The organism is Shewanella sp. SM55 (genome assembly GCF_025654025.1).
Lineage (GTDB): Bacteria > Pseudomonadota > Gammaproteobacteria > Enterobacterales > Shewanellaceae > Shewanella > Shewanella oncorhynchi.
The window spans coordinates 34,367-59,350 of the sequence record NZ_JAKKRS010000004.1; the positions used below are offsets into that span (position 1 = coordinate 34,367).

The 24,984-nt window shown below is 46.2% G+C and carries 25 protein-coding genes; 9 read left to right on the top strand and 16 right to left on the bottom strand.

The window, feature by feature from the left end:
• Positions 1-40: 40 nt before the first annotated feature.
• The 4 genes from prc to L5L91_RS07305 all read right to left on the bottom strand — a co-directional run bounded on the left by prc (position 41) and on the right by L5L91_RS07305 (position 3,800).
• A complete protein-coding gene (gene prc / locus L5L91_RS07290; protein WP_263162733.1) occupies positions 41-2,086 on the bottom strand; it encodes a carboxy terminal-processing peptidase in 2,046 nt (681 codons plus the stop codon).
• A 28-nt stretch (positions 2,087-2,114) separates the two neighbouring features.
• A complete protein-coding gene (proQ, locus tag L5L91_RS07295; RefSeq protein ID WP_028759761.1) occupies positions 2,115-2,744 on the bottom strand; it encodes an RNA chaperone ProQ in 630 nt (209 codons plus the stop codon).
• Positions 2,745-3,024: 280 nt separating this feature from the next.
• Positions 3,025-3,483, bottom strand: a complete 459-nt coding sequence (locus L5L91_RS07300) for a GAF domain-containing protein (protein ID WP_028759760.1) — start codon at positions 3,481-3,483, stop codon at positions 3,025-3,027.
• Positions 3,484-3,500: 17 nt separating this feature from the next.
• Positions 3,501-3,800 (bottom strand): YebG family protein, encoded by a 300-nt coding sequence (locus L5L91_RS07305; RefSeq protein WP_105252655.1) that lies wholly within the window; start codon positions 3,798-3,800, stop codon positions 3,501-3,503.
• A gap of 206 nt (positions 3,801-4,006) precedes the next feature.
• On the opposite strand from L5L91_RS07305, the gene L5L91_RS07310 reads away from it, so the two are divergent.
• The 3 genes from L5L91_RS07310 to L5L91_RS07320 are packed head-to-tail and all read left to right on the top strand — an operon-like array spanning position 4,007 to position 7,884.
• Entirely contained in the window at positions 4,007-4,639 is a 633-nt protein-coding gene (locus L5L91_RS07310) for a paraquat-inducible protein A (RefSeq protein ID WP_028759758.1), read from the top strand.
• A gap of 1 nt (position 4,640) precedes the next feature.
• Positions 4,641-5,258: a paraquat-inducible protein A gene (locus L5L91_RS07315; protein WP_105252657.1), complete on the top strand. Its 618-nt coding sequence runs from the start codon at positions 4,641-4,643 to the stop codon at positions 5,256-5,258.
• Complete coding sequence (locus L5L91_RS07320) at positions 5,245-7,884, top strand: PqiB family protein (protein ID WP_263236019.1); 2,640 nt, start codon at positions 5,245-5,247, stop codon at positions 7,882-7,884. The genes L5L91_RS07315 and L5L91_RS07320 overlap by 14 nt, the downstream gene beginning before the upstream one ends.
• A gap of 131 nt (positions 7,885-8,015) precedes the next feature.
• Here L5L91_RS07320 and L5L91_RS07325 read toward each other — a convergent pair whose 3' ends face one another.
• Positions 8,016-9,242: a nucleoside recognition domain-containing protein gene (locus L5L91_RS07325; protein ID WP_263236020.1), complete on the bottom strand. Its 1,227-nt coding sequence runs from the start codon at positions 9,240-9,242 to the stop codon at positions 8,016-8,018.
• Positions 9,243-9,466: 224 nt separating this feature from the next.
• On the opposite strand from L5L91_RS07325, the gene rsmF reads away from it, so the two are divergent.
• Positions 9,467-10,930: a 16S rRNA (cytosine(1407)-C(5))-methyltransferase RsmF gene (gene rsmF / locus L5L91_RS07330; protein WP_263236021.1), complete on the top strand. Its 1,464-nt coding sequence runs from the start codon at positions 9,467-9,469 to the stop codon at positions 10,928-10,930.
• A gap of 242 nt (positions 10,931-11,172) precedes the next feature.
• On the opposite strand, the gene L5L91_RS07335 is transcribed toward rsmF, so the two are convergent.
• The 9 genes from L5L91_RS07335 to apbC all read right to left on the bottom strand — a co-directional run bounded on the left by L5L91_RS07335 (position 11,173) and on the right by apbC (position 18,254).
• A complete protein-coding gene (locus L5L91_RS07335) occupies positions 11,173-11,961 on the bottom strand; it encodes a TatD family hydrolase (protein WP_263236022.1) in 789 nt (262 codons plus the stop codon).
• A 133-nt stretch (positions 11,962-12,094) separates the two neighbouring features.
• Positions 12,095-12,421: a PilZ domain-containing protein gene (locus L5L91_RS07340; RefSeq protein WP_028759752.1), complete on the bottom strand. Its 327-nt coding sequence runs from the start codon at positions 12,419-12,421 to the stop codon at positions 12,095-12,097.
• A 6-nt stretch (positions 12,422-12,427) separates the two neighbouring features.
• A complete protein-coding gene (gene holB, locus L5L91_RS07345; protein WP_263162743.1) occupies positions 12,428-13,384 on the bottom strand; it encodes a DNA polymerase III subunit delta' in 957 nt (318 codons plus the stop codon).
• Entirely contained in the window at positions 13,378-14,004 is a 627-nt protein-coding gene (tmk, locus tag L5L91_RS07350; protein ID WP_028759750.1) for a dTMP kinase, read from the bottom strand. The genes holB and tmk overlap by 7 nt, the downstream gene beginning before the upstream one ends.
• A gap of 22 nt (positions 14,005-14,026) precedes the next feature.
• Entirely contained in the window at positions 14,027-15,064 is a 1,038-nt protein-coding gene (gene mltG, locus L5L91_RS07355; protein WP_263162745.1) for an endolytic transglycosylase MltG, read from the bottom strand.
• Positions 15,061-15,870: an aminodeoxychorismate lyase gene (gene pabC, locus L5L91_RS07360; RefSeq protein ID WP_263162748.1), complete on the bottom strand. Its 810-nt coding sequence runs from the start codon at positions 15,868-15,870 to the stop codon at positions 15,061-15,063. Before pabC ends, mltG begins: the two co-directional genes overlap by 4 nt.
• Positions 15,871-15,875: 5 nt before the next feature.
• Positions 15,876-16,457, bottom strand: a complete 582-nt coding sequence (gene dcd, locus L5L91_RS07365; protein WP_028759747.1) for a dCTP deaminase — start codon at positions 16,455-16,457, stop codon at positions 15,876-15,878.
• A 31-nt stretch (positions 16,458-16,488) separates the two neighbouring features.
• Positions 16,489-17,127, bottom strand: coding sequence for a uridine kinase (gene udk / locus L5L91_RS07370; protein WP_028759746.1), 639 nt, complete (start codon positions 17,125-17,127; stop codon positions 16,489-16,491).
• An 11-nt stretch (positions 17,128-17,138) separates the two neighbouring features.
• Complete coding sequence (gene apbC, locus L5L91_RS07375) at positions 17,139-18,254, bottom strand: iron-sulfur cluster carrier protein ApbC (protein ID WP_006081927.1); 1,116 nt, start codon at positions 18,252-18,254, stop codon at positions 17,139-17,141.
• Positions 18,255-18,414: 160 nt separating this feature from the next.
• On the opposite strand from apbC, the gene metG reads away from it, so the two are divergent.
• On the top strand, positions 18,415-20,484 hold the full coding sequence (gene metG / locus L5L91_RS07380; RefSeq protein ID WP_263176748.1) for a methionine--tRNA ligase: 2,070 nt from the start codon (positions 18,415-18,417) through the stop codon (positions 20,482-20,484).
• Positions 20,485-20,753: 269 nt separating this feature from the next.
• A complete protein-coding gene (locus tag L5L91_RS07385) occupies positions 20,754-21,710 on the top strand; it encodes an AEC family transporter (RefSeq protein WP_263176749.1) in 957 nt (318 codons plus the stop codon).
• A gap of 156 nt (positions 21,711-21,866) precedes the next feature.
• Here the strand turns inward: L5L91_RS07385 and L5L91_RS07390 are convergent, their stop codons facing one another.
• On the bottom strand, positions 21,867-22,619 hold the full coding sequence (locus L5L91_RS07390) for a Nif3-like dinuclear metal center hexameric protein (protein WP_263162763.1): 753 nt from the start codon (positions 22,617-22,619) through the stop codon (positions 21,867-21,869).
• A 70-nt stretch (positions 22,620-22,689) separates the two neighbouring features.
• Complete coding sequence (locus L5L91_RS07395; protein WP_028759742.1) at positions 22,690-23,160, bottom strand: glycine zipper 2TM domain-containing protein; 471 nt, start codon at positions 23,158-23,160, stop codon at positions 22,690-22,692.
• A 54-nt stretch (positions 23,161-23,214) separates the two neighbouring features.
• Between L5L91_RS07395 and aat the strand changes: the two genes are divergently transcribed.
• The 3 genes from aat (at position 23,215) to infA (ending at position 24,926) form a co-directional block, all read left to right on the top strand.
• Positions 23,215-23,928, top strand: coding sequence for a leucyl/phenylalanyl-tRNA--protein transferase (aat, locus tag L5L91_RS07400; RefSeq protein ID WP_113940541.1), 714 nt, complete (start codon positions 23,215-23,217; stop codon positions 23,926-23,928).
• Complete coding sequence (locus tag L5L91_RS07405) at positions 23,915-24,625, top strand: arginyltransferase (protein ID WP_028759740.1); 711 nt, start codon at positions 23,915-23,917, stop codon at positions 24,623-24,625. The genes aat and L5L91_RS07405 overlap by 14 nt, the downstream gene beginning before the upstream one ends.
• Positions 24,626-24,707: 82 nt before the next feature.
• On the top strand, positions 24,708-24,926 hold the full coding sequence (infA, locus tag L5L91_RS07410; RefSeq protein WP_006081934.1) for a translation initiation factor IF-1: 219 nt from the start codon (positions 24,708-24,710) through the stop codon (positions 24,924-24,926).
• The last annotated feature ends 58 nt before the right edge of the window (positions 24,927-24,984 follow it).

A 24,984-nucleotide genomic window follows, 5' to 3' on the forward strand; every position in this document is an offset into this window, starting at 1 on the left:
AAGCGCGTTTTGATATCGGATAAATCGACTCGACTAGCGCCTACTTAGCACTAGTTTTAGCCACTTTTTGCACATCAGCCATATCTAAGGTGATATAAGCGGTTTCGTCTAAAAATGCATCTGGCAATTCAGCGTCGTCTTTAATGTCTTCCATTGATTTAACCGGTGCTAAACCATTGGCGACTCGACGCTCGTTTGTTCTGTCGAGGACTTTTTTCTCATCGGCTTCACGGGAAGCAATACGCTCACTTTCAACCAGAGAAACAGTTTTCTCTTTGTGATGCTTTTTAAAGTCGGCAATATCTTGATTGATATAGGCAAACTCTACGCTGTTTTTTATACGGTTAAGGTGCTTAGATTCAAGGCTAGTCACTAACTCAGGCGTAACATCATTAAGCGTGCCATATTGCGCCATAGGCACTTTATCCCAAGGTAAAGCATTTTTCTCTTCAGCTTCACCGTACTCGCCCGGCTCCAACGCACTTGGGTAAGCAATGTTGGGGGTCACACCTTTAATCTGTGTACTACCACCATTAATACGGTAGAACTTTTGAATCGTATACTGCACATGGCCAATTGGCTTCTCATACATGTCGTAGATACGGCCTAGGCTCTTATGCTGCTGTACTGTGCCTTTCCCAAAACTCGACTCACCGACGATCAGTGCACGGTCATAATCTTGCAATGCGGCAGCAAAAATTTCAGAGGCTGAAGCACTGTAACGGTCAACCATCACAGTCAATGGTCCTACATAACTGGTTTTACCGTCGTTATCGCGATGCGCAGACACTCGTCCATCGGCATCACGAATTTGCACTACAGGGCCCATATCGATAAAAAGTCCCGTCAGTAGCACGGCTTCCGTTAATGCACCACCACCGTTACCTCTAAGGTCAATGACTATGCCTTCTACTTTGGCGTCGTTTAACTTCACTAGCTCTTTTTCAACGTCCTGCGACAAATTCATATAGAAACCAGGAATTTGGATCACACCGACTTTGCGATTAGCATACTCGCCGTCTTTAGGTTCAATCACCTTAGAGGTTGCCGCTCTATCTTCAAGACGAATTTTGTCGCGAACTAAGGTAACGTCGAATGGCTTAGCATTGGAACCGCCTTTCTTCGGTAAAATTTGCAGAACAACTTTACTGCCCTTAGGACCTTTAATCAGGTCAACCACGTCGTCTAAACGCCAGCCGATCACATCAACAATCTCGCCGCCTTCTTGACCGACGCCGACAATCTTGTCTTCCGGCGACAGTTTTTCACTGCCCGCAGCAGGGCCGCCAGTAATTAAACTTTTAATGACTGTGTAATCGTCTTCAAGTTGCAGTTGAGCACCAATGCCTTCAAGGCTCAAGTTCATTTCCATTTGGAAACGTTCAGCATTGCGTGGTGAAAGGTAACTTGTATGTGGCTCAATGCTACGAGAGAAGGCATTCATCACGCCTTGGAACACGTCTTCACTGTTAGTTTGAATCAAGCGTTTAATAGCGTTGTTATAACGCTTTTGCAGGATATCAACAATCTCAGGCCATTTCTTACCTGTGAGTTTCAGATTTAGCGCATCGTATTTAACACGTTGACGCCATAACTCATTGATCTCGGCTTGATCTTTTGGCCATGCGGCCTCATCGCGGTCGTACTCATAGGCATCACCGGGCGCAGAAAAATCCATCTCTTTATCTAATAGAGATAAAGCATAGACAAAGCCTTCATAGCGGCGCTTTTGGACGATATCAAACATTTTATAGGCAGGCTCAAGTTCACCAGAACTGAGCATGTCATCGAATTGGGTAGCATAAGGTTTAAAACTATCGACATCCGCTTGGGTTAACACATTGCGGCGATAGTCTAACTGCTGCAGATAACGATCAAAAATTTGCGCAGAAAAGGCGTCATCAAGATTGAATCTATGATAGTGCGAACGAGTGTATAAGTCCGTTACCCTTTTGCTCGCAACCTTATGTTGCGCTTCCTGCTTGAGAGTGGGTAACTCGCTGATTTGAATCGTGGGTGGTACGGCCCAAGCCGAGAATCCGACAAAAACAGTGGCGATCGAGGTAGCCAAAGTGAGTTTTCGCATCAACAAGTTACTCCGTTTTAATAAATGATTACAGCAGGATATGTTCTGCTCTAACTTTAATCGTTAGGCCACTATCAAGCTGAACATGAATATCTTCCTTGTTAATGTCAGTAATCACACCGGCTACGGGTGTCATACCTAATTTAACATTGACGCGTTGTTTTTTCGTTAAATCAGTCAATTGTGCTTGAACATAATTGACGACTGGCGCTGCAGCTTTTGGTGCAGGCTTAGCAGGACGCTCAGTTTTAGGACGCTGAGGAACAGCCACCTTTTTAGGTGCTTTCTTCGCCGCGGGCTTAGGTGCAAGTGCTGCACGTTTCGCTTTGGCCTTATCCTGACTCTCTTTCAACATGGCTTGAGCATGATCAATGTGCTCTTGCTCTAACTCGCCGCAAGGTTCGCCATCCAGGTTTACGCGTTGTGCGCCTGCTTTAACGCACTTTAAATAGCGCCAGCTGCTGGTGTAACGTCTCAAGGCAACTCTGAGCTGAGTTTTACTGACTTTAGAATCATCAGCCAACCTTTCAGCCAAATCTTGAAACAATCCGATTTTTAATGGCTTAGTTTCACCTTCAGCAATAAAGCACAAAGGAAATGTTTCATACAAATACGCCAAAATTGCATTGGTGTCGGTCAACTTTTCTGTTGATTCCATCATTACTTCCACAGTCAAAAAGGGACATCGATTCGAGGTGATATATATCAGCTTCTTACATGTCGTTTATCTTCGTTAAACTCAATATTGAGTCAACGTACAAATTAGCATCCTAGCCGCGTTTACTAAAGTTAAAAAATATACCTTAACAAATTTTGACAGCTCAAAACACTAAGCTTATTCATTGCATGCCAATCAAACCAGCTTAATGCGTGCAGGCGCATATTATAAGGCGCACGCCACCGATTGCGACTATGAATTATGCGTTATTGTACGCAAATTAATCAAATAGGCAGTTTTCAAAACTTTTAACCAGTAATTCCAGCCCCTTTTGGTCTTCTTCATCGAAACGATCGAAGATAGGACTGTCAATATCGAGCACGGCAACCACGTTACCTTGCGCACGAACTGGCACAACGATTTCAGAATTACTGGCAGAATCACAGGCAATATGACCATCAAATTGATGGACATCAGCCACTCGCTGAGTTTGATTAGTGAATGCTGCTGTACCACACACACCTTTTCCTAACGGAATGCGTGTACAAGCCACTTTACCTTGAAACGGGCCAAGTACCAGTTGTTCACCACGCATGACGTAGAATCCCACCCAGTTCAGCTCAGTTAAATTATCATTGAGCAAGGCTGAAAAATTCGCCATCGCCGCAACAAGGTCGTCTTCCCCTTCCAACAAGGCCAAGGCTTGACGGTTAAGTGACTCATAAAATTTCGATTTCATTACATTTCCTAACAATTTTATTCTGCTGCTTCGGTCTTTTTAGCCGCTTTTTTCGCTGCAGGCGGATTCGTTGGCGTACTATTAACCTGAACGGCGCCTTTAAGCAAGTTCGTCAGCTCATCTTTATTGTTAGCAAAATAGAATGCGAGCTTTTCGCCCACACTTTCATCTATACCCAAATCAGCTTTTTGAATGAAGGGGATAAGGTTATCGGCGATATCGAGCATCTTATCGTAGGCATCAGCCTCCTTCTTAGATGTGAATGTCATCTTTTCAACCCCTTCTCTGACCACGACAAACTGTGTTATTACTGCCATGACTGCCCTCGCACTGTTTTTATATACAGTAACTAGAGTGACATAGATTGAACTTGTGATGCAAGTGTTCTGATTAATCTGATATTATTAGCGTACTTTCGTTGCCAAGATTATAAAGCGCTAGACGTGGCTTAACAGCTAACTAGCACGACACTTTGCACCGATCTCGCTGTTATTACTCCTATTAGGCTAATATATATTTTTATATGCATGAAAACGCAGCAGAAAATTCAGTAACCCTATGCCGCTCCTGCGATTTAGCAGTCCGCAAACGTGCCTTGCCTAGCGGCGTTAGAGCAATCTGTCCTCGTTGCAGCACTGCACTTTATGACACGCCATACTGCTCTGTGAATGGTATGTTAGCCCTATGTATTTCGGCATTAGTGTTTTATTTCCCTGCCAATTTTTTACCCGTACTCGAGATCCACTTTTTCGGCAGTATTCGTACTACTACGGTTTTCCAAGGGGCATTTGCAGTATTTGACCAAGGCTATTGGGTTGTAGGTGTCGCCGTACTTGCCGCAGCTGTGATAGGTCCAGGCTTATTACTGTTATCGATATTGACACAGATTTTAATTGTGAAATGGGGATTGAGTAGCCTTTTTTGGCGTAACTCATTGAAGCAGTTGTTAAAATTTCATGGCGTCTTATCGCAACTCACTATGCTGGAAATTTATGTGATCAGCTTCTTAGTTTCATCATTTCAGCTATCTGATTTTTCGGACATTTATTTTGGTATGGGCACATTTTGCTTCACTATGCTGTTTCTCGTGACCTTGTTTCTACAAAGAGAATACGACTTAGAACATATGTGGACGTTATTGGAAGGTCATAGCTGATATGAAACAACAAGGTAAAGATATCGGCCTATGTCTCTGTAAAGTGTGTCGCCAACTCAACAGCAGTGAACTCACGCACTGTCAGCGCTGTGAAACTGAGTTGCACGTCAGGGACTATTCCAGCCTGCAAAAAAGTTGGGCTTTGTTGATTACCGCTGCCATCTTGCTGGTGCCAGCGAATATTTACCCTATCACTATGCTGACCAATCAAGGGCAAGTGCGGCACGACACCATTTTTTCAGGCATTTTGCATTTAGTGCATTCAGATATGCTGCCTATTGCCATCATAGTGTTTACCGCCAGTATTTTAGTACCATGGATTAAAATCATCGGCTTATCCATTTATCTGTGTGCGATAAGCTTTGATATTCCGATTTCAAAAAAGAAATTGATGGTGGGTTTTCACATCATCGAATGGATTGGCCGCTGGTCAATGCTCGATTTATTTGTCATCTCAATCACAGTGGCATTAGTGAACATGGGACAATTACTCGACGCGAAACCCGCGCCTGCGGCTACCGCATTTGCCTTGGTGATTCTGTTAACTCAGTTAGCCGCAAAAGTTTTAGACACTCGTTTACTCTGGGATCGATTGGAACCTCAAGATGACACAAATTGAATCGCCGAAAGTTGTAAAGAAAAAACTCTTTTCGCCCATTTGGCTGCTTCCTATTGTCGCGTTGGCATTAGGTGCTTGGCTGGGCATTAAGAGCATTAAAGAATCGGGGGTTGAAATTCAAATTCACTTTCCGAGCGCCACTGGGATTGATGTGGGTAAAACCTTAGTCAAATACCAAGGTTTGACTGTCGGTAAAGTGAAAGACATTGGCATAGATGAAGATCTCAAAGGTGTGAACGTCAAGGTCATGATGGACTACCGCGCGAAGCCTTTCTTGAATAAAGAAACCCTCTTCTGGCTTGTCACACCTAAAGCAAGTATTACAGGTGTTGAAGGCTTAGATGCGCTGTTTTCGGGTAACTATATTGCTATCCAACCAGGGAAAGGTAATGCCTCGACATTTTTTGAAGCAGAACGCCAACCGCCGCCGATGCAAATCGGCTCAGAAGGTGTGATGGTCGAATTGACCTCCGATAAACTCGGTTCGCTCGATGTTGGCTCGCCAATATTTTTCCGCCAAATCCCCGTGGGTAGCGTGGTCAGCTATCGTTTAGATGGCAATCAAAGAGTCATTATCAGCGCTTTCATTCAAGAGCAATACGCGCGATTAGTGAAGAAAAACTCTCACTTTTGGAATGTTTCTGGCGTCAAAATTGATGCTTCACTAACTGGGGTTAAAGTCAGTTCAGAGAGTTTGGCGTCCATTCTGGCTGGCGGCGTGAGTTTCAGCTCTGACGATAAAGCAGACATAGCTAAAAACGGTGACGTTTTTTCGCTTTATGATTCAGAAACCACTGCCCTTGGCGGCATAGAAATAAACCTAACCATGGCTGACGCTAACGGTGTCGACAAAGGTACCCGCATCGTTTATCGCGGCATGAGCATTGGCAGTATTTTAAGTAAACAACTCACGTCTAATGGTGTTACAGCCGTGGCTAAGTTTGAACCTCAATACGGTTCACTGTTAACTAACGACGGCGTGTTTTGGCTTGAAGGTGCTGATATTTCCCTCTCAGGCATTAAAAATCCAGAACGTTTACTGACAGGTAGCGTGATCAACTTCCTGCCAGGCATCAACACCAAAAACTCGGTACCAAACAGCTTTGTCTTACAATCAAAGGCGCCTGATTTACTGCAATCTAAGAAGCGTTTCTTGACCCTAACCTCAGCCGAAAACATGGGTATTTCAGCGGGCGCTCAGGTTCGCTTCAAGCAAATTCCCATTGGTTCAGTGCTTGCGGTTAAGTTAACCAAAGATTTATCGGCGGTGGAATACCAACTCGAGCTACAACCTGAGTTTGCCAGTCTAATTCGCAGCGACAGCTATTTTGTGCCTGAGTCAGCATTAACGGTAAACGCATCGTTAGACGGTGTCTCAGTCAAAGCAAGGGATTTTACAACGCTCACTCAAGGTGCAGTTAGCTTGATCCAAGGTCACAGCGACACACCTCTAGCTGCTAACAGTGCTCTGACCCTCTTTAGCTCTGTGGATGCCGCGACAGCTTTTTATGATCGTCAGCAGCAAGTGCATTTAACGTTAATCAGTCAAGATGGCGCCGATGTCAGCCAAGGCTCACCGATTTACTATAAAAAAATGCAAATTGGCACAGTTGACTCAGTGAACTGGCAAAGCAAAACCGAAGACTTTGCTATCAAGCTCGCTATCGACAAACAATTTCAACCCTTGCTGAAAAAGCCAAAAGTATTCTGGCGTAACAGCGCCGTGGATATCAGTGCCAGTCTTGCCGGTATTGATGTCGCCGTTGCCCCGCTACAAGGGGCATTAAAGGGCAGCATCAGTCTGGGACTGCTTGATAGCAATGACAAAGTGAGCAATACAACCCCGTTAAAACTCTATGAGAGCAAGCAGTTGGCATTAAGTCAGGCGCAGGCGATTCGCCTCACGTTACCCGCCTCCAGCAAGCTTACGGCCAAGGCCGCGATTCGCTATCAAGGTCATCAAGTGGGTGAAGTGTCGCAGGTGAAGCTCAATGCGGATCTCAATACACTCACAGCTAGCGCATATCTCTACGGGGAATATGCCGAACATTTCAGCCGCAGTGACTGTGAATATCATTTAGTGGATGCACAAATTTCTCTGGCGGGGATCAAAGCGCCAGAAACGCTGATCACAGGTCCTTACATAGGAGTCTTACCGGGTAAGGGCAGTCAAAAAGCGACCCAGTTTGTTGCCAACCTCGCTGCCAGCAGCTATGCCAATGTTGCCGAAGATGCGCTGAAATTCATTCTAGAAGATACTAGCCTAGGCTCAATGAAAGTCGGCACACCTATCTTCTTCCGAGGGATTAAAGTCGGTCAAATCGACGGTTATAGCCTATCGACACAGGGTAATAGTGTATTGATGCAGGCCCATATCGAGGCTCAGTACAGTCACTTAGTGAATCAAAGCAGTCAGTTCTGGGATGCCTCAGGGATTAAAGTCGATGTCGGCCTCTTTTCAGGTGCCCAAATCGAAGCGGGCTCGCTGGAAACCTTACTCGCTGGCGGCATCAATGTGGCGACTAAGGACACGACTCAAGGGGATAATCGTTTAGCGACTGGGACAGTATTAAGATTGCAACACAAAGCCGAAAACGAATGGCAGCAATGGGCACCCGCCCAGTAATTCTTTTCATCAAAATACTTACACCAACGCACTAATATTAAAGCTCTTACAAATAAATCAGGCGCATTATGCGCCTGATTTATTTTTAGCTTCTCGAACTGTTATTGGCACATTCTAGGTCGCGAGCCCACTTATCCATAAAACCAATAGCAAACGGCAATCGCGGCACTGATCCCCGCAAAGTCCGCAGTTAAACCGCAAGCCAAGGCGTGGCGTCCATGGCGAATACCCACAGAACCAAAATACACAGCGAGAACATAGAAAGTGGTTTCAGTACTACCCTGAAAAATCGCCGCTAATCGACCCGCAAAGGAATCTACTCCGTGGTGATCCATTGTCTCAAGCATCATAGCTCTAGCGCCTGAGCCACTAAAAGGTTTCATCAGCGCGGTCGGCATAGCATCGACAAAACGCGTATCGAAACCTAATATCCGCACACCAGTGGCAATCAACTGCAACAGATAATCCAAGGCGCCGGATGCACGCAGTAAACCAATCGCTAATAACATGGCGAGCAAATAAGGGATCAGCCGGATAGATTGGGCAAAACCCGCCTTCGCGCCTTCAATAAACTCATCATAAACCGCCACCTTGCGAATGCCCGCAACAATCACGAAGGTAAATACCAATAACAGCAAAATACCATTGCCCATTGCCGTCGACACTGTGCCAATGGCCTCAGCACTTAAGGTCATCAGATAAAAACCACTCGCCACTAACCCTGAGAGCATCAAGGCGCCATAACCGAGCACCACTGAGTTTAATAATGAAATCCGCTGCACTAACGCCACAACCAGCAAGCCCGCCAATGTCGATGCCGAAGTAGCCAGTAAAATCGGCAAGAAAATATCCGCAGGCGCAGCGGCACCTTGCTGGGCACGGTAAAGGAATACCGTCACAGGCACTAAGGTCACAGAGGAAGTATTGAGTACTAAAAATAAGATTTGCGCATTAGTCGCCACGGTTTTTAGCGGATTTAAACTCTGTAAATCATGCATCGCCTTTAAACCAAGTGGTGTGGCAGCATTATCTAACCCAAAGATATTCGCTGTTAAATTCATCGTGATACTGCCAAAGGCCGGATGCCCCTTGGGCACTTCAGGCATCAAACGGCGCAGTAATGGCTCAAACACAAAGGCAATAGCGCCGACAACGCCAGCCTTTTCTCCAACCTGCATCAATCCCATCCACAGAGAAAGCACGCCAATCAGCCCAAGGGAAATTTCAGCAGCAAGCTTAGCACTCGCAAATAATGCGGCGACCGAAGCCGATAGGACTTCTATGTGCCCATTGAACAGTTGCACCGCTATTGCAAGCAATGCTGTGATAAAAAAAGCCAACCACACGCGATTCAGCACGCTAATCCCCTTATTTTTATTTGTTTTTATTCTATTAGCTCATGGCTACTGAGTGCTAGCTTTATGGCGACTCATTCCAATATCGCTGAAATCGTCAAAGTATAAACATTAAATCACAATAGCAGCCTTGGCTGCTCGGGAGAAAATCTCAGACCCAATAAGGGATTATGATATACTCGCGCCAGTTGATACACAGTCTATTTTCCTATGGTTCAATGAAATCAATGGTCCAATTAAATCAAAATTTTATCGATACAATCACCCAAGAACTCCCCGCCCATTTATCCATGGACGAGTTTATTGCCGCCTGCGACAGGCCGCTTAGACGTTCAATTCGGGTCAATACCTTAAAAATCAGCAGCGACGACTTTAAGACCTTGATGCAACCTAAGGGCTGGACGTTCGATCCTATTCCTTGGTGTGAAGACGGATTTTGGATCAGTTACGATGAAGAAGAACAACTCGGCAATGCCTTAGAGCATATTCAGGGCTTATTCTACATTCAAGAAGCCAGCTCTATGTTGCCGCCGACCGCACTTTTTACGCCAAATGCACTCTTTACGCCTAGTGCAAAGTGGCAGTGCGTTCTCGATCTTGCCTCCGCACCCGGTTCAAAAACCACGCAAATGGCCGCATTAATGCAAAACCAAGGCTTATTAGTGGCAAATGAATATTCGGCAAGCCGCGTAAAAGTATTGCACGCCAATGTGCTGCGCATGGGCGCGAGCCACTGCGCCCTCACCCATTTCGATGGCCGTGTATTTGGCGAATACCTGTACGAAAGTTTTGATGCCGTGCTTATCGATGCGCCCTGTGGCGGTGAAGGCACAGTGCGTAAAGACGCCGATGCGCTAAAACACTGGAGCCTAGACGATGTGCTGGCGATTAGCGAAACCCAAAAAGCCTTAATCGAATCGGCGTTTCTCGCCCTGAAACCCGGCGGCAGTTTGGTCTACTCAACCTGCACCTTAAACCGCCTCGAAAACCAAGGCGTGTGCGAGTATTTAAAGCAAGTCTACGGCGATGCGGTGCAATTTGAATCCTTAAGCGATTTATTTGATGGCGCAGATCGAGCTACAACGCCCGAAGGCTTCTTACATGTCTGGCCACAGATTTACGACAGTGAAGGTTTCTTTGTCGCTAAATTGACAAAAACCGCCTCAGTGCCGCGTTTACAGCCTGAGCCTAAACTGCAGAAAAACTTCCCCTTCACGCCCGCATCAGCGAAACAAGCCCAAGGGATCAAAGACTATTTTCAGCAGGATTTAGGCATCAGCTTACCGGACGAACTCATCATGGTTCGCGATGATGAATTCTGGCTATTCCCGCATGAATTCAACGCTTTTATCGGCCGTATGCGCTTTCAGCGTATTGGCATTAAACTCGCCGATAACAGTAAACACGGCTTTAAAGTCCGCCATGAAGCGATTATTGCATTAGCAGGAAAACAGCTCAGCCCAACCGCAAAAACGGTCGATGTGAGCGATGTTGAAGCGAAAGAGTATTTGATGGGGCGAGATATTGCCCTAAACACCGCAGTGAAAGCTCAAGGTGAAGTGATCGTCTGTTATGGCGGTGCACCATTAGGGATGGCGAAACATTTAGGCAATAAGTTAAAAAACAACCTACCCAGAGACTTAGTGAAAGATAAAGTGTTACTGCTACCAGAACAGACGAAATCGTTATAATTTCGCTGTTTTTTAGCGATAAATAACCTAAAAAAGGGGGAAAGTGAGCGCGACTATAAGACAAAAGCTCGACTACACTGAGTCTATTGTAAAGCGCACTGCATGGCGCTTTCACCTGTAGCGCACGGCTCTTCAATGAGCCATTCCCCTAGGCCCAAACAGCTTTAATCGTTTTGGGCCTTTTTTTATGCCTGTACGCTAACAATCACGCAATCGCATAAAGTGATTCAAAGCACTTGCTGCTAACGGCCAACTAAACGCGCTGCATCTTTGAATAAATTAAAGAAGTTATTGCTGGTGTATTCAGCAAGATCTTCATAACGCTCACCTCTAAGCCCTGCCACAAACTCAGCCACATCACGCACATAGGCAGGCTGATTCTCTTGTCCACGGTGTGGGATCGGCGCCAAATAAGGCGAATCAGTTTCAACTAGCAGACGATCCTGAGGCACTTTGCGAATAACGGTTCGCAGATCACCCGCATTTTTAAAAGTGACTATGCCTGAAACCGAAATATAAAAGCCGAGATCAATCGCCGCTTTCGCCATCTCCCAGTTCTCGGTAAAGCAATGCAGCACGCCGCCAACGTTATCCGCGTTGCCCTGCTTAAGCATATTGATCGTATCTTCACGTGCATCACGGGTATGGACAATTAAAGGTTTATTCACTTCTACCGCAAGGGCAATCTGCTGCTCAAAACATTGCTGTTGCAACAGCTTAGTGTCGTCGGCATAAAAATAATCTAACCCCGTTTCACCAATCGCGACCACTTTAGGATCGGTGGCAAAGCGGCGGATTTGCTCAACATCGAGGCCTTCTTTAACGTCTAATGGATGCACACCTGATGACAAAAATACCTGTTCGAAGGCTGCAACTTTATCTCGCATCGATTCAAATCCTTGCTGGCGTACATTCACGCACAACATATAGTCCACGCCACGGGCTTTAGCATTAGCAAGAATCTGTTCTAAGGTTTGTTGATCAGGCGCCGCTTTGAGGCGATCGAGATGGCAGTGTGAATCAATAAGCACAAGGATTTCCAAGCAGAGTAACAAAGGACGACAAGGATACCCAGCCAAGAGATCGAGGTCAAATTCAACAGAAGTAAATAGCCAGTTTAGGCAGTGAACAAACGTTTAAACCAGATCAATAATGCAGGCTAAGCTACATAGTGCAGGTTAGATCGCCGGAGGCGAGTTCGCGGGACAGTAACTTTTCGATATGGTGTTTATGGCTATCTGGCTCAGAAATAATTTTAATGCCAATCCCCACAGGGCGGCCACCCGACGCTCCTAAGGGATTAATCCACACCACAACACCACGAAATTCATTAGTGAGGGTTGCGCCGGGTAAACGATACGCAATCGTCAGCGGTTGGCCAAGATAATGACTTTCACTGGTCGCAATAAATAATCCTGCCGGCTTAATAAAAGGCATATAGGCACGATATAACTGATGTAAGGTATCAAAATTAACGACGAGATCTACCATGGCATATTACTTATTTGTTATCTCTCTATATTCTAAGACATAACTTTGACACAGGGCCAGATAATTGACGCTCGGCATTGTGCTTAAGCTATGACACATTCCCATGATCTTAGCCGCCAAATTCCCGAGCTGCGCATGAACAAACGCATCTTGATGGCTATTTTTCAGTAAAACCTGTCGTATAAGTAGGTACAAAACCTTAAGAACATCAATTATTTGTTGTTCACTTATTATTAACAAACTAGCACACAGATGACCAGACGACAAACTTTGTGCCCAATCTTTGCGAAATTGTAGCAAAGATTGATACCGACTCTGTTGGCTACCCTCAGACCGCAAGCTCTCAGCCAACTTTAACGGCCCACCCACCACACTCAAACACCAAGTTACATCCTCTTGAATACCACATCGCTGGGCAAGCCAGTTTTTGATGACCTCTCGACTCGGAACGACAAAAGGAATGCGTTGACAACGACTGCTAACCGTCGCCATCAAACGTGCAGGCGTATCCGACTGCAAAATCAGTAAGGTGTCTTTACCAGGCTCCTCAAGGGTTTTAAGGAGTGCGTTCGCGGCAGCGGAGTTAAGACGCTCGCTGTGGTGGATAATCGCTACACGCCTGCCACTTTGCTGTGCAGTGGCCGTCAGACGCGTACACAGCTCACGAATTTGATCGACTTTAATTTGATTGCCATCGGCGGCGATATGATAAAAATCAGGATGATTGCCCGCATCATAGAGCTGACAAGACTTACAAAAACCGCACGCTCCCACAGGCGTTGGCTGCACACACATAGCCGCGCGCGCCATAAACACACTCAGCAACTCACCGCCATAGGCTGAATCAATGCCAACGAGTTGTGCGTGAGGTATTTTTTGACGCGCTAATTGAGCTAAAAATGCCTGTCTTGGCCCTTCGAGCCAAGGTAATTGCTCAGCCGTAAATCCGGACTCGGCTACCATACCATCGCCTGAAGCACAGCTAAGATATCTTTGTGCACTTCGGCCATAGTTTGGCTCGCGTCTATAACCACAATACTGTCATCTTCGCTGGCAAGTTTGAGATACGTAGCGCGTGCGCGCTCAAAGAAATCAATCGCTTGTTGCTCAATTCTATCAAGTTCACCACGTTTAGCTGCACGGGTAAGCCCAAGCTTAGGATCTAAATCTAAGTACAAAGTAAGATCGGGTTTAAATCCCTTTAGTGTTGCAGTGCTCACCGCTTCCACTAACGGCATTAACCCTCTGCCACCACCTTGATAAGCTAATGACGATAGATTGTGTCTATCACCCAATACCCATTGTCCTTGCGCAAGCGCGGGCTTTATAACATTAGCAACTAACTGAGCTCTGGCAGCATAAATGAGTAAACACTCGGCCTCATCACACAGGGGATCATTCGCATCAGCAATCTTAACTAAATCACGGATACGTTCGGCCAATGGTGTACCGCCCGGTTCGCGGGTGCAAATCGGCGCTTTACCCGTATGTTTTTCAATAAAGTCGCGAATAAGGTTAATCGCACTCGACTTACCTGCGCCTTCTAAACCTTCAATAACGATAAATTTTGCAAAAACTGACATTGGATTTTCTTTCTCTGCATTTTTACTTTGGTGATTTTTCTGGCGTCGCTGGTTTTATCTTACGCTGATAGACGTCTACGGCGTGATTGTGTTCTTCAAGCGTGGTTGAAAACACATGGGTGCCATCGTTGCGCGATACAAAATAAAGGTAACTCACACTGGCGGGCTTAGACACGGCCATCAATGAGGCTTTACTCGGTGCAGCTATCGGCGTTGGCGGCAATCCAAAGATGCGATAAGTATTAAAAGGCGTCTCTTCGACTAAATCTTTGCGGGTGATATTGCCCTTATAGCGATCGCCCATACCGTAAATAACCGTCGGATCGGTTTGCAGACGCATACCTAGGTTAAGACGATTAACAAATACACCGGCGATTTGCTCACGCTCATGGGCTTGGCCGGTTTCCTTTTCAACTATCGATGCCAAAATCAGCATTTCATAGGGCGATTTTAACGGTAAATTAGGCGCCCGTTCCGCCCACGCTTTGGCAAGCTCCTGCTCCATCATTTTATAGCTTTGAGTCAGCATGACTTTAGCATCCGCCTCGGCGGTATAATGATAAGTGTCGGGGAAGAATTTCCCCTCAGGCAAACCAGAATCATCGCCTTGTGTCATCAATACTGCTGCAAATGCTTCTGGTGACATTTGTAAATGTGGAGCACTGGTAAGTTGTTGTTCCCATTCCACAATAGTTTTACCTTCAACTAAGGTCAAACTGAAGGTTTTTACTTTGCCGGCAATCAAATCATTGAGTAAATCAGTAATCGTTTGTGAAGGTGATATTTCATAAAGTCCCGTGCGAATTTTGGCAAGCTCAGGACGAAACTTAAGTAGCCACTTGAGTTTCCACGTATCTTGAATAACGCCGTCATCGGCAAGTTGCTGCGCCAGTTGATTTACACTGGTGCCACGTTCAACCTTCAACTCTTTAGGCTCGCTGAGACTCAGCGGCGTTTGACTGTATTCGACAACTGTTTGATAGCCCCAAAAGGCACCCAAACAGACTAAGGTTAGCAAGGTCAACAGGGTTGAACTGGCGATAATAATGATTTTTTTCATAGAGTGAGTGAAAGTGTCTGTCTAAGTTGCGCGGTAATCGGAGCACGGGTGAACTTGAGCGAGTCTATCGCCAGTACATCCACAATCCCTAAAACGCTGTTAGTGATAAACGCTGAGTCAAATTCGATTAAACGCTCGGCGCCAACGGGCAAACATTCGATATTCATGTTCTGTTCAAGCAAGGCCAACATTATCTGTTCGCGCATCACACCCGCCACGCCACACAGGGCTAATGAAGGCGTGATAATGCGATTATCTTTGATAAAAAACACATTCGCCATCGAAGATTCAATCACATTCTCCTCGATATCTTTGACTAACCAGTCATCAAATCCCTGCGGTAAAGAGTGTGATTTAATCAAAACTTGTTCGAGTCGATTTAAATGCTTCATCCCTGCCAACATCGGCTGCAAACCCAATCGTACCGACGAAGTTTTAAGGCTAATACCCTGTTGCTGCCACTGAGCATAATGGCCGGGGATAGTATGAACTGAGACGATTTCGGTAGGATTAACCGTTTCTGGCGGTGTATAGCCACGGCCACCAGCACCACGGGAAACGATTAACTTAATGCAATGATGAGGATATTCAATGGCTAAGGTATTCAGTTGCTGTTGCAATGCTTCACTCATTTGCCATTGAAATCCAAGCCTTGCGGCGCCTGCGGTTAAACGGGCTTGATGGGCTTCAAAAAACATAATCCCCTCAGCGTCCGTTCGCATCGTTGCAAACAGACCATCACCGTAGGCAAGCCCTCGATCAGAAGGGTCGACACTTGCCTGCGATGCGCCATTCACCCAGAACACGCGTGTTAGTCCTGACTGATACGGCTAGCCACCGCTTCTTGCTGATCTTTGTACTTGGCACTCTTACGGGTGTTATAAGGACGTGCAACCGCATGATTTAAGCGTTCAAAGTTAAGCGCACCTATAGTCATGCGTGGACGCAAAGCTAAAGGCAACTTACCGCTGTTATAAAACTCGAGCACAATTTTACCCTGCCAACCCGGATCGATACGGTGCGCCGTTACGTGTACCATCAGCCCTAAACGCGCTAGAGACGAACGGCCATCAAGCCAACCGACGATATCAGCAGGTAAAGTTACGCTCTCGTAAGTCACAGCCAAAGCCAATTCACCAGGATGCAAGAAAAATGCTTCGCCATCGGGGATTTCGATAATCTCACTCATCACCCGATCAAGCGCCGCTTGCATCTCAGCACTTGGACCACTCAAGTCGATAAAAGGCGCGGTATGATCTTTAAAGACGCGAAACTGTCCACCTAAGCGCACATCAACACTGACGCCTGAAATAGCTTCTATGCCTGGGCGAGGTTCTATTACGATAGTGCCGTTATCAAGGGCCTGTTCAATTTCGATATCGGTTAAGCGCATCTTGCCTATTACTCCTTGAGTTTTTATGTCGTTATTTTGCCAGTAAATGTTGGATACGAGTCTTTAAAATATCGGTCGCAATACGATTTTTGCCGCCACGGGGAACGATAATATCGGCGTATTGTTTTGAGGGTTCGATAAACTGTAAGAACATAGGACGCACGGTTTTCTTGTACTGTGAAATCACAGACTCCATAGTACGGCCCCGCTCGGCCACATCACGAGTTAAGCGACGTAGGAAACAAATGTCCAGCGGCGTGTCCATAAACACACTCGCGTCCATCAGGGCACGTAACTTAGGATCGGTCAGCAATAAGATACCTTCTAAAATGATCACTTTTTTCGGTGTCATCTTTAAGGTTTCTGCAGTGCGTGTATGTTCTGTATAGCTATAACAAGGGATATCAACAGCTTCGCCAGACTTGAGCAACTGTAAATGCGTGCACAGCAGTTGATGGTCCAGCGCTTTTGGATGATCGTAATTCGTTAATACCCGTTCATCCATGGATAAATGACTCTGATCGCGATAGTACGCGTCTTCATTAATTACCCCAATTTGATCTGTGCCTAAATCGCGGCGCAATTCGTCAAAAATCGTTTTGGCAATTAAACTTTTGCCCGATGCTGACGCGCCAGCAATTGCAATAATGACACACTGCTGAGAATTCATACCCTTAAACCTTACTCGTCATCTGAAACACTAATAGAAACTGTTTTCTGGCTTTGCTTTAAAGCCAGTTCTGCGCCCACTTTACGGGCAATTTCCCGATAAAGAGCTGCGACTTCACTGTCAGGTTCGGCAACGACGGTCGGCGCACCATTATCCATGGCTTCACGGATATTAATGTGCAGCGGCAAAGCGCCTAACAGTGGAACTTGATAGCGTTCAGCGATTTTACTGCCGCCGTGAGTTCCAAATGGATGTTCTTTATGACCACACTCAGGACATAAATGGAAACTCATGTTCTCGACAATACCCAGCACAGGAATGTTCACTTTCTGGAACATATTGATGCCCTTCTTGGCATCGGCCAGCGCGATATCCTGCGGTGTAGTCACGATAACAGCGCCGCTCACAGGGACTTTTTGCGATAACGTGAGCTGAATATCCCCTGTGCCTGGTGGCATATCAACGACTAAATAATCCAGTTCTGGCCATTGTGTTTCATTCAGTAACTGGGCCAACGCGCCCGCGGCCATTGGGCCACGCCACACGGCAGCTTCATCACCACTGAGCATAAAACCAATCGACTGCGCGGCAATACCATGGGCACTGGCGGCTGTCATATGTTTGCCATCGGGGGAAAGCGGTCTGAAATTAGGGATACCTAACATCATAGGCACTGACGGGCCGTAAATATCGGCATCGAGAATACCCACCTGCGCACCTTCGGCCGCTAATGCCAAAGCTAAGTTCACCGCTGTGGTTGACTTACCCACGCCGCCCTTACCTGAGGCTACGGCAATCACTTGCTTCACATTGGCAATCGGCGCAATAGAAGATAACGCTGAGTAGGCTTTAGGTTGAAAATCGATTTCACACTCGACTTCATCAATAGCATCGAGCACCGCTAACTTATTCGTCAGCGCCATGACAGTGTCGCGATACTGAGTCATACAAGGGTATGGATAGACTAAGCCAAGCTGCAAACGCTTACCTTCCAATGCCAGCTTATTTACGCATCCTGCGCTCACTAACCCTTTCGCGAGATACGGGTCAACAAATGAATCGAGAATAGCCAGAACTGGCCCGAGAAGATCGTCATTCAGACGATAATCAGTTTGAGTTGAAGACAAAAGAATTACCCCCACCAATAAATTTGCCCAAGTGTACCAGATAATGCAGAAAACATTAGCGCAGATTTAGCTCAATTGGCTCAGGTTTTGATGAAAATCATCCTGTAATCGGTTAGTATCTCTACCAATATTTTTGGCCCACCACGATATTTGAGACAAGATGGCAACTTCACAACGTAAAATTCTCGTGACCAGCGCACTTCCCTATGCAAACGGACCGATACATTTAGGTCACATGCTGGAATACATACAGACAGATATCTGGTCGCGTTATCAAAAGCTTCGTGGACATGAGTGCCACTATATTTGTGCCGATGACGCCCATGGCACGCCAATCATGCTTAAAGCACAGCAATTAGGCATAGCACCAGAAGACATGATTGCACAAGTGAACAAAGAACATCAGCAGGATTTTGCCGATTTCAATATCGCCTTCGATAACTATCACAGCACCCACAGCGATGAAAACCGCGTACTGGCGAGTGATATTTATCTCAAGCTACGTGCGAATGGCTATATCAAGAGCAAGAGTATTTCTCAGCTGTTCGATCCTGAGAAATCCATGTTCCTGCCAGACCGCTTCGTAAAAGGCACTTGTCCTAAGTGTAAGTCACTGGATCAATACGGCGATAACTGTGATGCCTGCGGCGCGACTTACAGCCCAACTGAGCTCATCAATCCAAAATCAGCGGTATCGGGTGCGACACCAGTGATGAAAGACACTGAGCACTTTTTCTTCGACCTGCCCGCCTTCGAAGGCATGCTAAAAGAGTGGACTCGCTCTGGTGCCCTGCAAGTCGAAATGGCCAATAAACTCGACGAATGGTTCGAGCAAGGTCTGCAGCAATGGGATATCACCCGTGATGCACCGTATTTTGGTTTCGAAATTCCCGATGCGCCAGGTAAGTATTTCTACGTTTGGCTAGATGCGCCTATCGGTTATATGGGTTCGTTCAAAAACCTCTGTGACAAACGCCCTGAGCTGAGCTTTGAGGAATTCTGGGGCAAAGATTCAACCGCCGAGGTTTATCACTTCATCGGTAAAGACATAGTCTACTTCCACAGTCTGTTTTGGCCAGCCATGTTACACGGCTCAGGTTACCGCCAGCCAAACAGCGTCTATGCCCACGGCTATGTGACGGTCAACGGCGCTAAGATGTCAAAATCCAAAGGCACTTTCATCAAGGCGCGAACTTATTTAGATCATTTAGATCCTGAATATTTACGTTACTACTACGCCGCCAAACTCAGCAGCCGTATCGACGATTTAGATTTAAATCTCGAAGATTTCGCCCAGCGCGTGAATTCAGACTTAGTCGGTAAGCTAGTGAACTTAGCCTCGCGCACCGCAGGTTTTATCACTAAACGTTTCGATGGCAAGCTAGCGAAAATTAACGACACCAAACTGACTGAGGCGTTTCTAGCCAAGCAAGAGGTGATTGCCGAATTTTACGAAGGCCGCGAATACGGCAAAGCAATGCGCGAAATCATGGCACTGGCGGATATTGCTAACGGTTTTGTAGCCGATGCAGCACCTTGGCAAATGGTGAAACACGATGATCAACAGGAAGCGGCCCATCAAGTGTGTTCAAATGCCTTGAATCTGTTCCGTATTCTCGTGACGTATCTAAAACCTGTATTGCCACGTTTAGCCCAAGATGTGGAAGCCTTCTTCCAACTACCGCTCACTTGGAATGCATTGAACCAAGATTTAGCGGGTCATGAAATCGCGCCATTCAAAGCCATGATGCAACGTGTTGAGCTCGATAAAGTCAATGCTATGGTTGCCGACTCTAAGGATAACCTGCAAGTCACGGCCGATGCACCAAAGACGGCTGCGCCTGAAAAAACAGCTAAAGTTTCATCGGTTAGTAGTGAGCCACTGATTGACGATCCTATCAGTGAGACCATCAACTTTGATGATTTTGCGAAAATCGACCTGCGTATCGCTCGTATCGTGAAAGCCGAGCATGTTGCTGACGCCGACAAGTTACTGAAGTTACAACTCGACATCGGTGGCGAAACACGCCAAGTGTTTGCAGGGATCAAATCGGCCTATTCGCCAGAAGACCTTGAAGGCAAACTAACTGTGATGGTGGCTAACTTAGCACCACGTAAGATGCGTTTTGGTATGTCAGAAGGCATGGTTTTGGCCGCTGGCCCTGGTGGCAGCGACCTGTGGATTTTAGAACCCCATGAAGGCGCACAGCCTGGCATGCGGGTTAAGTAATCTGCGCTAGATAACGCTCGAAAAATCAATAAGGCCGCATTTTATGTGGCCTTATTTGTTGGTTTTGACTGCTAGTCAATTCGTGGTGCCGAGTATCACTTCGTCTTTTAAAAGACTGAGTTTAAGCCATTTAATTTTAACTGAGTGGTTTAAGAGACCGAGTTAAAACTCGTATTTCTATCGACAAGATATTCACGGCAATGTGACATTCATATCAGTGACAAGTCTAAAATCGACGCAGTGCTAACTGAATAACTCGAGGAGTCGTTATGGGAAATATCGTTGAGCAGTTGCTGTTTTCGGCCTCGATTACGGGCCCAATCTGTTTGATGTTAGCGCTCGGTGTGATCCTAAAACGCACCCAAGTCATCAATGAAAACTTTATTGATGTTGCATCAAGATTAGTCTTTAACGTGACGCTGCCAGCATTGCTGTTCCTTAGCATCATTAGTTCCAATCACGATCTCGCCTCCAGCGCGCCCTTAATTGGCTATGGTTTAGCAGCCAATTTCCTGTTTTTTCTACTCTCCACCTATGCAACTGGGCGGCTATTTCCCAAGCACAAAGACCAAGGAGTGATTATTCAAGGGGGTTTTAGGGCCAATACCGCCATTATCGGCTTAGCTTACGTTTCCAACGCCTATGGGAGTTCTGGTGTTGCCTTAGCCGCAGTCTATGTTGCCTCGATGACGCTGCTGTATAACATTCAAGCGGTTATTTGCCTAAGCCCTAAAGGTGAAGAATCCAGCCAACGTGCATTTGGCGTGATCATCAAGACCATCACCAAAAATCCGTTGATCATTGCCATTATGGCCGGCATCTTTTTCTATTTGCTTGCTATTCCAGTACCGAAAATGGTGCTCGATGCGGGACAATACTTTGCCAATATGACCCTGCCATTAGCGCTACTGTGTACCGGCGGCTCGCTCGATATTGGTTCACTCAAACATGAAAAGCATACAACTTGGTTCTCGACCGCATTGAAACTGATCTTTGCCCCGCTTTTTATCACTATTGGGGCCTTGCTGTTGGGTTATCGAGGGATTGAGTTAGCAATGGTCTTTTTAATGAGTTCTGCACCCACCGCAGCCGCAAGCTATGTGATGGCGCGCGCCATGGGTGGCAATGCGCCCCTTGCGGCCAATATTATTGCGCTAACCACAGTCTGCTCGCTGATCACGTGCACCTTAGGCATCTTTGTATTGTCCACTTTTGGGCTGATCTAGCAGCTAAAGGCTAAGAGCTGATTGCACAAACGCTAGAGAAACGGATTTGAGTGACTATAAGTAATAATAAACCACAATAAAAAAGGCGAGCCATGCTCGCCTTTCGTTTAGGAATAAAACAGTTAGATGGTCATCATAAGCCGCTTTATGAATGGATTAGACCGGATTGGTGATATCCACAAAATGGTGCACGAGATCAAACTCGCGGGCGAGGTGACGGCCTAAGGCTTGAATGCCAAAACGTTCTGTCGCATGGTGCCCCGCCGCAAAATAATGTATGCCCTGCTCTACCGCACTATGGAACGTTCGCTCGGACACTTCACCACTGATAAACGCATCCACACCTAAACTCGCCGCAACATCGATATAATCCTGTGCGCCACCAGTACACCAAGCTACATGTTGGATCTTAGCATCGCGATCACCAATGTGCAGTGGGGCTCTGCCTAACGCATTCTCAAGAGTGTGAGAAAATTCGCTAGCACTGACTGCAAGATCAAGTTTTCCACGCCACAGTAGCCCCTGAGCCACCTCTTCGATGGCTTCTGCGTCGACGATCCCAAGCTGTCTCCCCAAAGTCGCGTTATTACCGAGCATTGGGTGGGCATCTAAGGGTAAATGATACCCAAACAAGCTAATATCATGCTTGAGCAGCGCCTTAATTCGGCGTTGTTTCATGCCTGTGATCACTTCAGGCTCATTCTTCCAAAAAAAGCCGTGATGAACCAATATCGCATCGGCGTTTAATCGAATCGCTTCATCGATCAAGGCCTGACACGCTGTCACGCCCGTGACTAAGGTGCGGATCTCATCCTTGCCTTCTACCTGCAGCCCATTGGGTGCGTAATCCTTAAAGGCCGACACATGTAAAAAATCGGCTAAATATTGGCTTAGTTCTGTCCGTGTCATTGCATTACCGTCCGTTACTCTAGATGACCATTTACTGAAGATGAGCACTTATTCAAGATGAGACAATCGCTTACATCGCGATATCAACACGCACGCCACCTTGCAGGTACACCACTCGAACTCTGTCACCCGCGTTAAACGTCATGCCAGCATCGTAATCTTGGATCACCATGACCTGAGTGCCATCTTCTTGATTGATCATCAGTTCCACCAGCTTAAACGATTGCACGCTAGTACCGCTGCCATAACGGTTACCGATCCCCCCACCAATCAAGGCACCTAAAATCGTCGCCACATCTCGACCCGAACCGCCACCAAACTGATTACCAATCACCCCACCCGCTAAGGCGCCGCCGAAGGTTTTCCAACCTTGATTACGGTCTTCAATTAACTGGGTTTCGGTGATATTACGTACCGAAGTGATATCGCCATAGAGTACTTTCTCAACTGGCACGGCTTGATTGCGATCATAGCCAGCATTAGCGGGACTGATGATAAAAGCAAAAATAAACATAAAGCTTGCTAGAGTAGGTTTCCACATATCTGAATTTCCGCTAACTTAATAATAAGGTCTATAACTAAATCATACTCAATTGTGAAGTCACTGTCTTTCCTGAATCACGAATTTGACGCTTTTCCTTCGCCCGAGCACGCCTTAACCGATCCTAATGGTTTATTGGCTATCGGCGGCGACTTACGTCCTGAACGTTTACTCTCTGCTTACTACAACGGTATTTTTCCTTGGTTTAATTCTGACGATCCCATCCTATGGTGGTCACCGGATCCCCGCGCCGTGTTTATTCCAGGTGAAATTCACATCAGCACCAGCCTGCGTAAATACTTAAAAAAACAACCTTGGCGGATCACAATCAATCACGCTTTCACCGATGTGATGGCTGGATGCGCGCAGCCAAGAGAAAAACAGAGCGGCACTTGGATCACCCAAGAAATTCAAATGGCCTATCGCGAATTGCATCACACAGGTCATGCCCACTCCATTGAAGTGTGGGAAGGTGAACGTTTAATCGGTGGGCTTTACGGCTTAGCGATCGGCCAAGTATTTTGCGGCGAATCCATGTTTCACCGTAAAACCAATGCGTCCAAGGCCGCCGTTGCAGCACTGCAACAACATTTACTCAAGATGGGATTCAAACTCATCGACGCACAAGTGATGAATCCCCACCTAGAAAGTTTGGGAGCTAAAGCTATTAAACGCATTGATTTTATAACGTTACTGAGCGAACTGAGAAACAATCCCGTGGACCCAAATACTTGGGCCACTAAAGAGGTCATCCTTGAACTCGAGTAAAGCATCGATCGCTATCGGTATCAGTCAAATATTTCCCTGCAGCTACCTTGATGGCCAGCAGGAGCAGCTACTCGTCATCCAAGAAGATACGCTCGATCCCATTTTATTTGAGCGTTTGCTCGCAGTGGGTTTTCGCCGCAGTGGTAGCTCTATCTACAAACCACGTTGCCCTAGATGCAGTGCATGCCAACCAATCCGTGTACCAACGCATGAATTTGTCCCATCGAAACGCCAAAAACGCACTTTAGCAAAAAACCAAGATCTGACCTGGCGAATAACATCGGAGCAAACCGCCGAGCAATATACGCTATATGAACATTACATTCGTGGGCGACATTTTGACGGCCCCATGTTTCCCCCGAGTGAAGATCAATATAATCACTTTCTTTTTTGCCATTGGTTACCGCCAACATTTATCGAAGTCTATGATGGAAATAAATTATTGGCAGTTGCGGTCACTGATAGTTTGCCCAATAGTCTTTCGGCAATTTACAGCTATTTTGACCCCGACGAAGAACATCGCTCCCTCGGCGCACTGTTAATTTTAATTCAGTGTCGACTGGCGAAACTCATGAATAAAGAATTTGTTTATCTCGGATATCAAATAGATGAAAACCGTAAGATGTCTTACAAGCGTTTGTATCGCCCTTATCAAATTCTGACACCGACGGGCTGGGAGTATTCCCAAGTTTGCTAAGTACTTCCCCTTTACAGCGGGGGGAATTTGGGGCATGATACGCCCGTTTTTTATATTCGAAGGCTAATGGGATAATTAATTAATGGCGAAAGAAGACAACATTGAAATGCAAGGCACTATCCTTGAAACCTTGCCAAACACAATGTTTCGTGTAGAGCTTGAAAATGGTCATGTGGTGATAGCCCACATTTCAGGCAAAATGCGTAAAAACTACATCCGGATCCTCACTGGCGATAAAGTTACCGTCCAGCTGACTCCTTATGATCTGACCAAAGGTCGCATTGTCTTCCGCGCACGCTGATATAGCCTCTTAGATTTAAAAACCCGGCAAGGCCGGGTTTTTTTGTTTGCGAAAGATG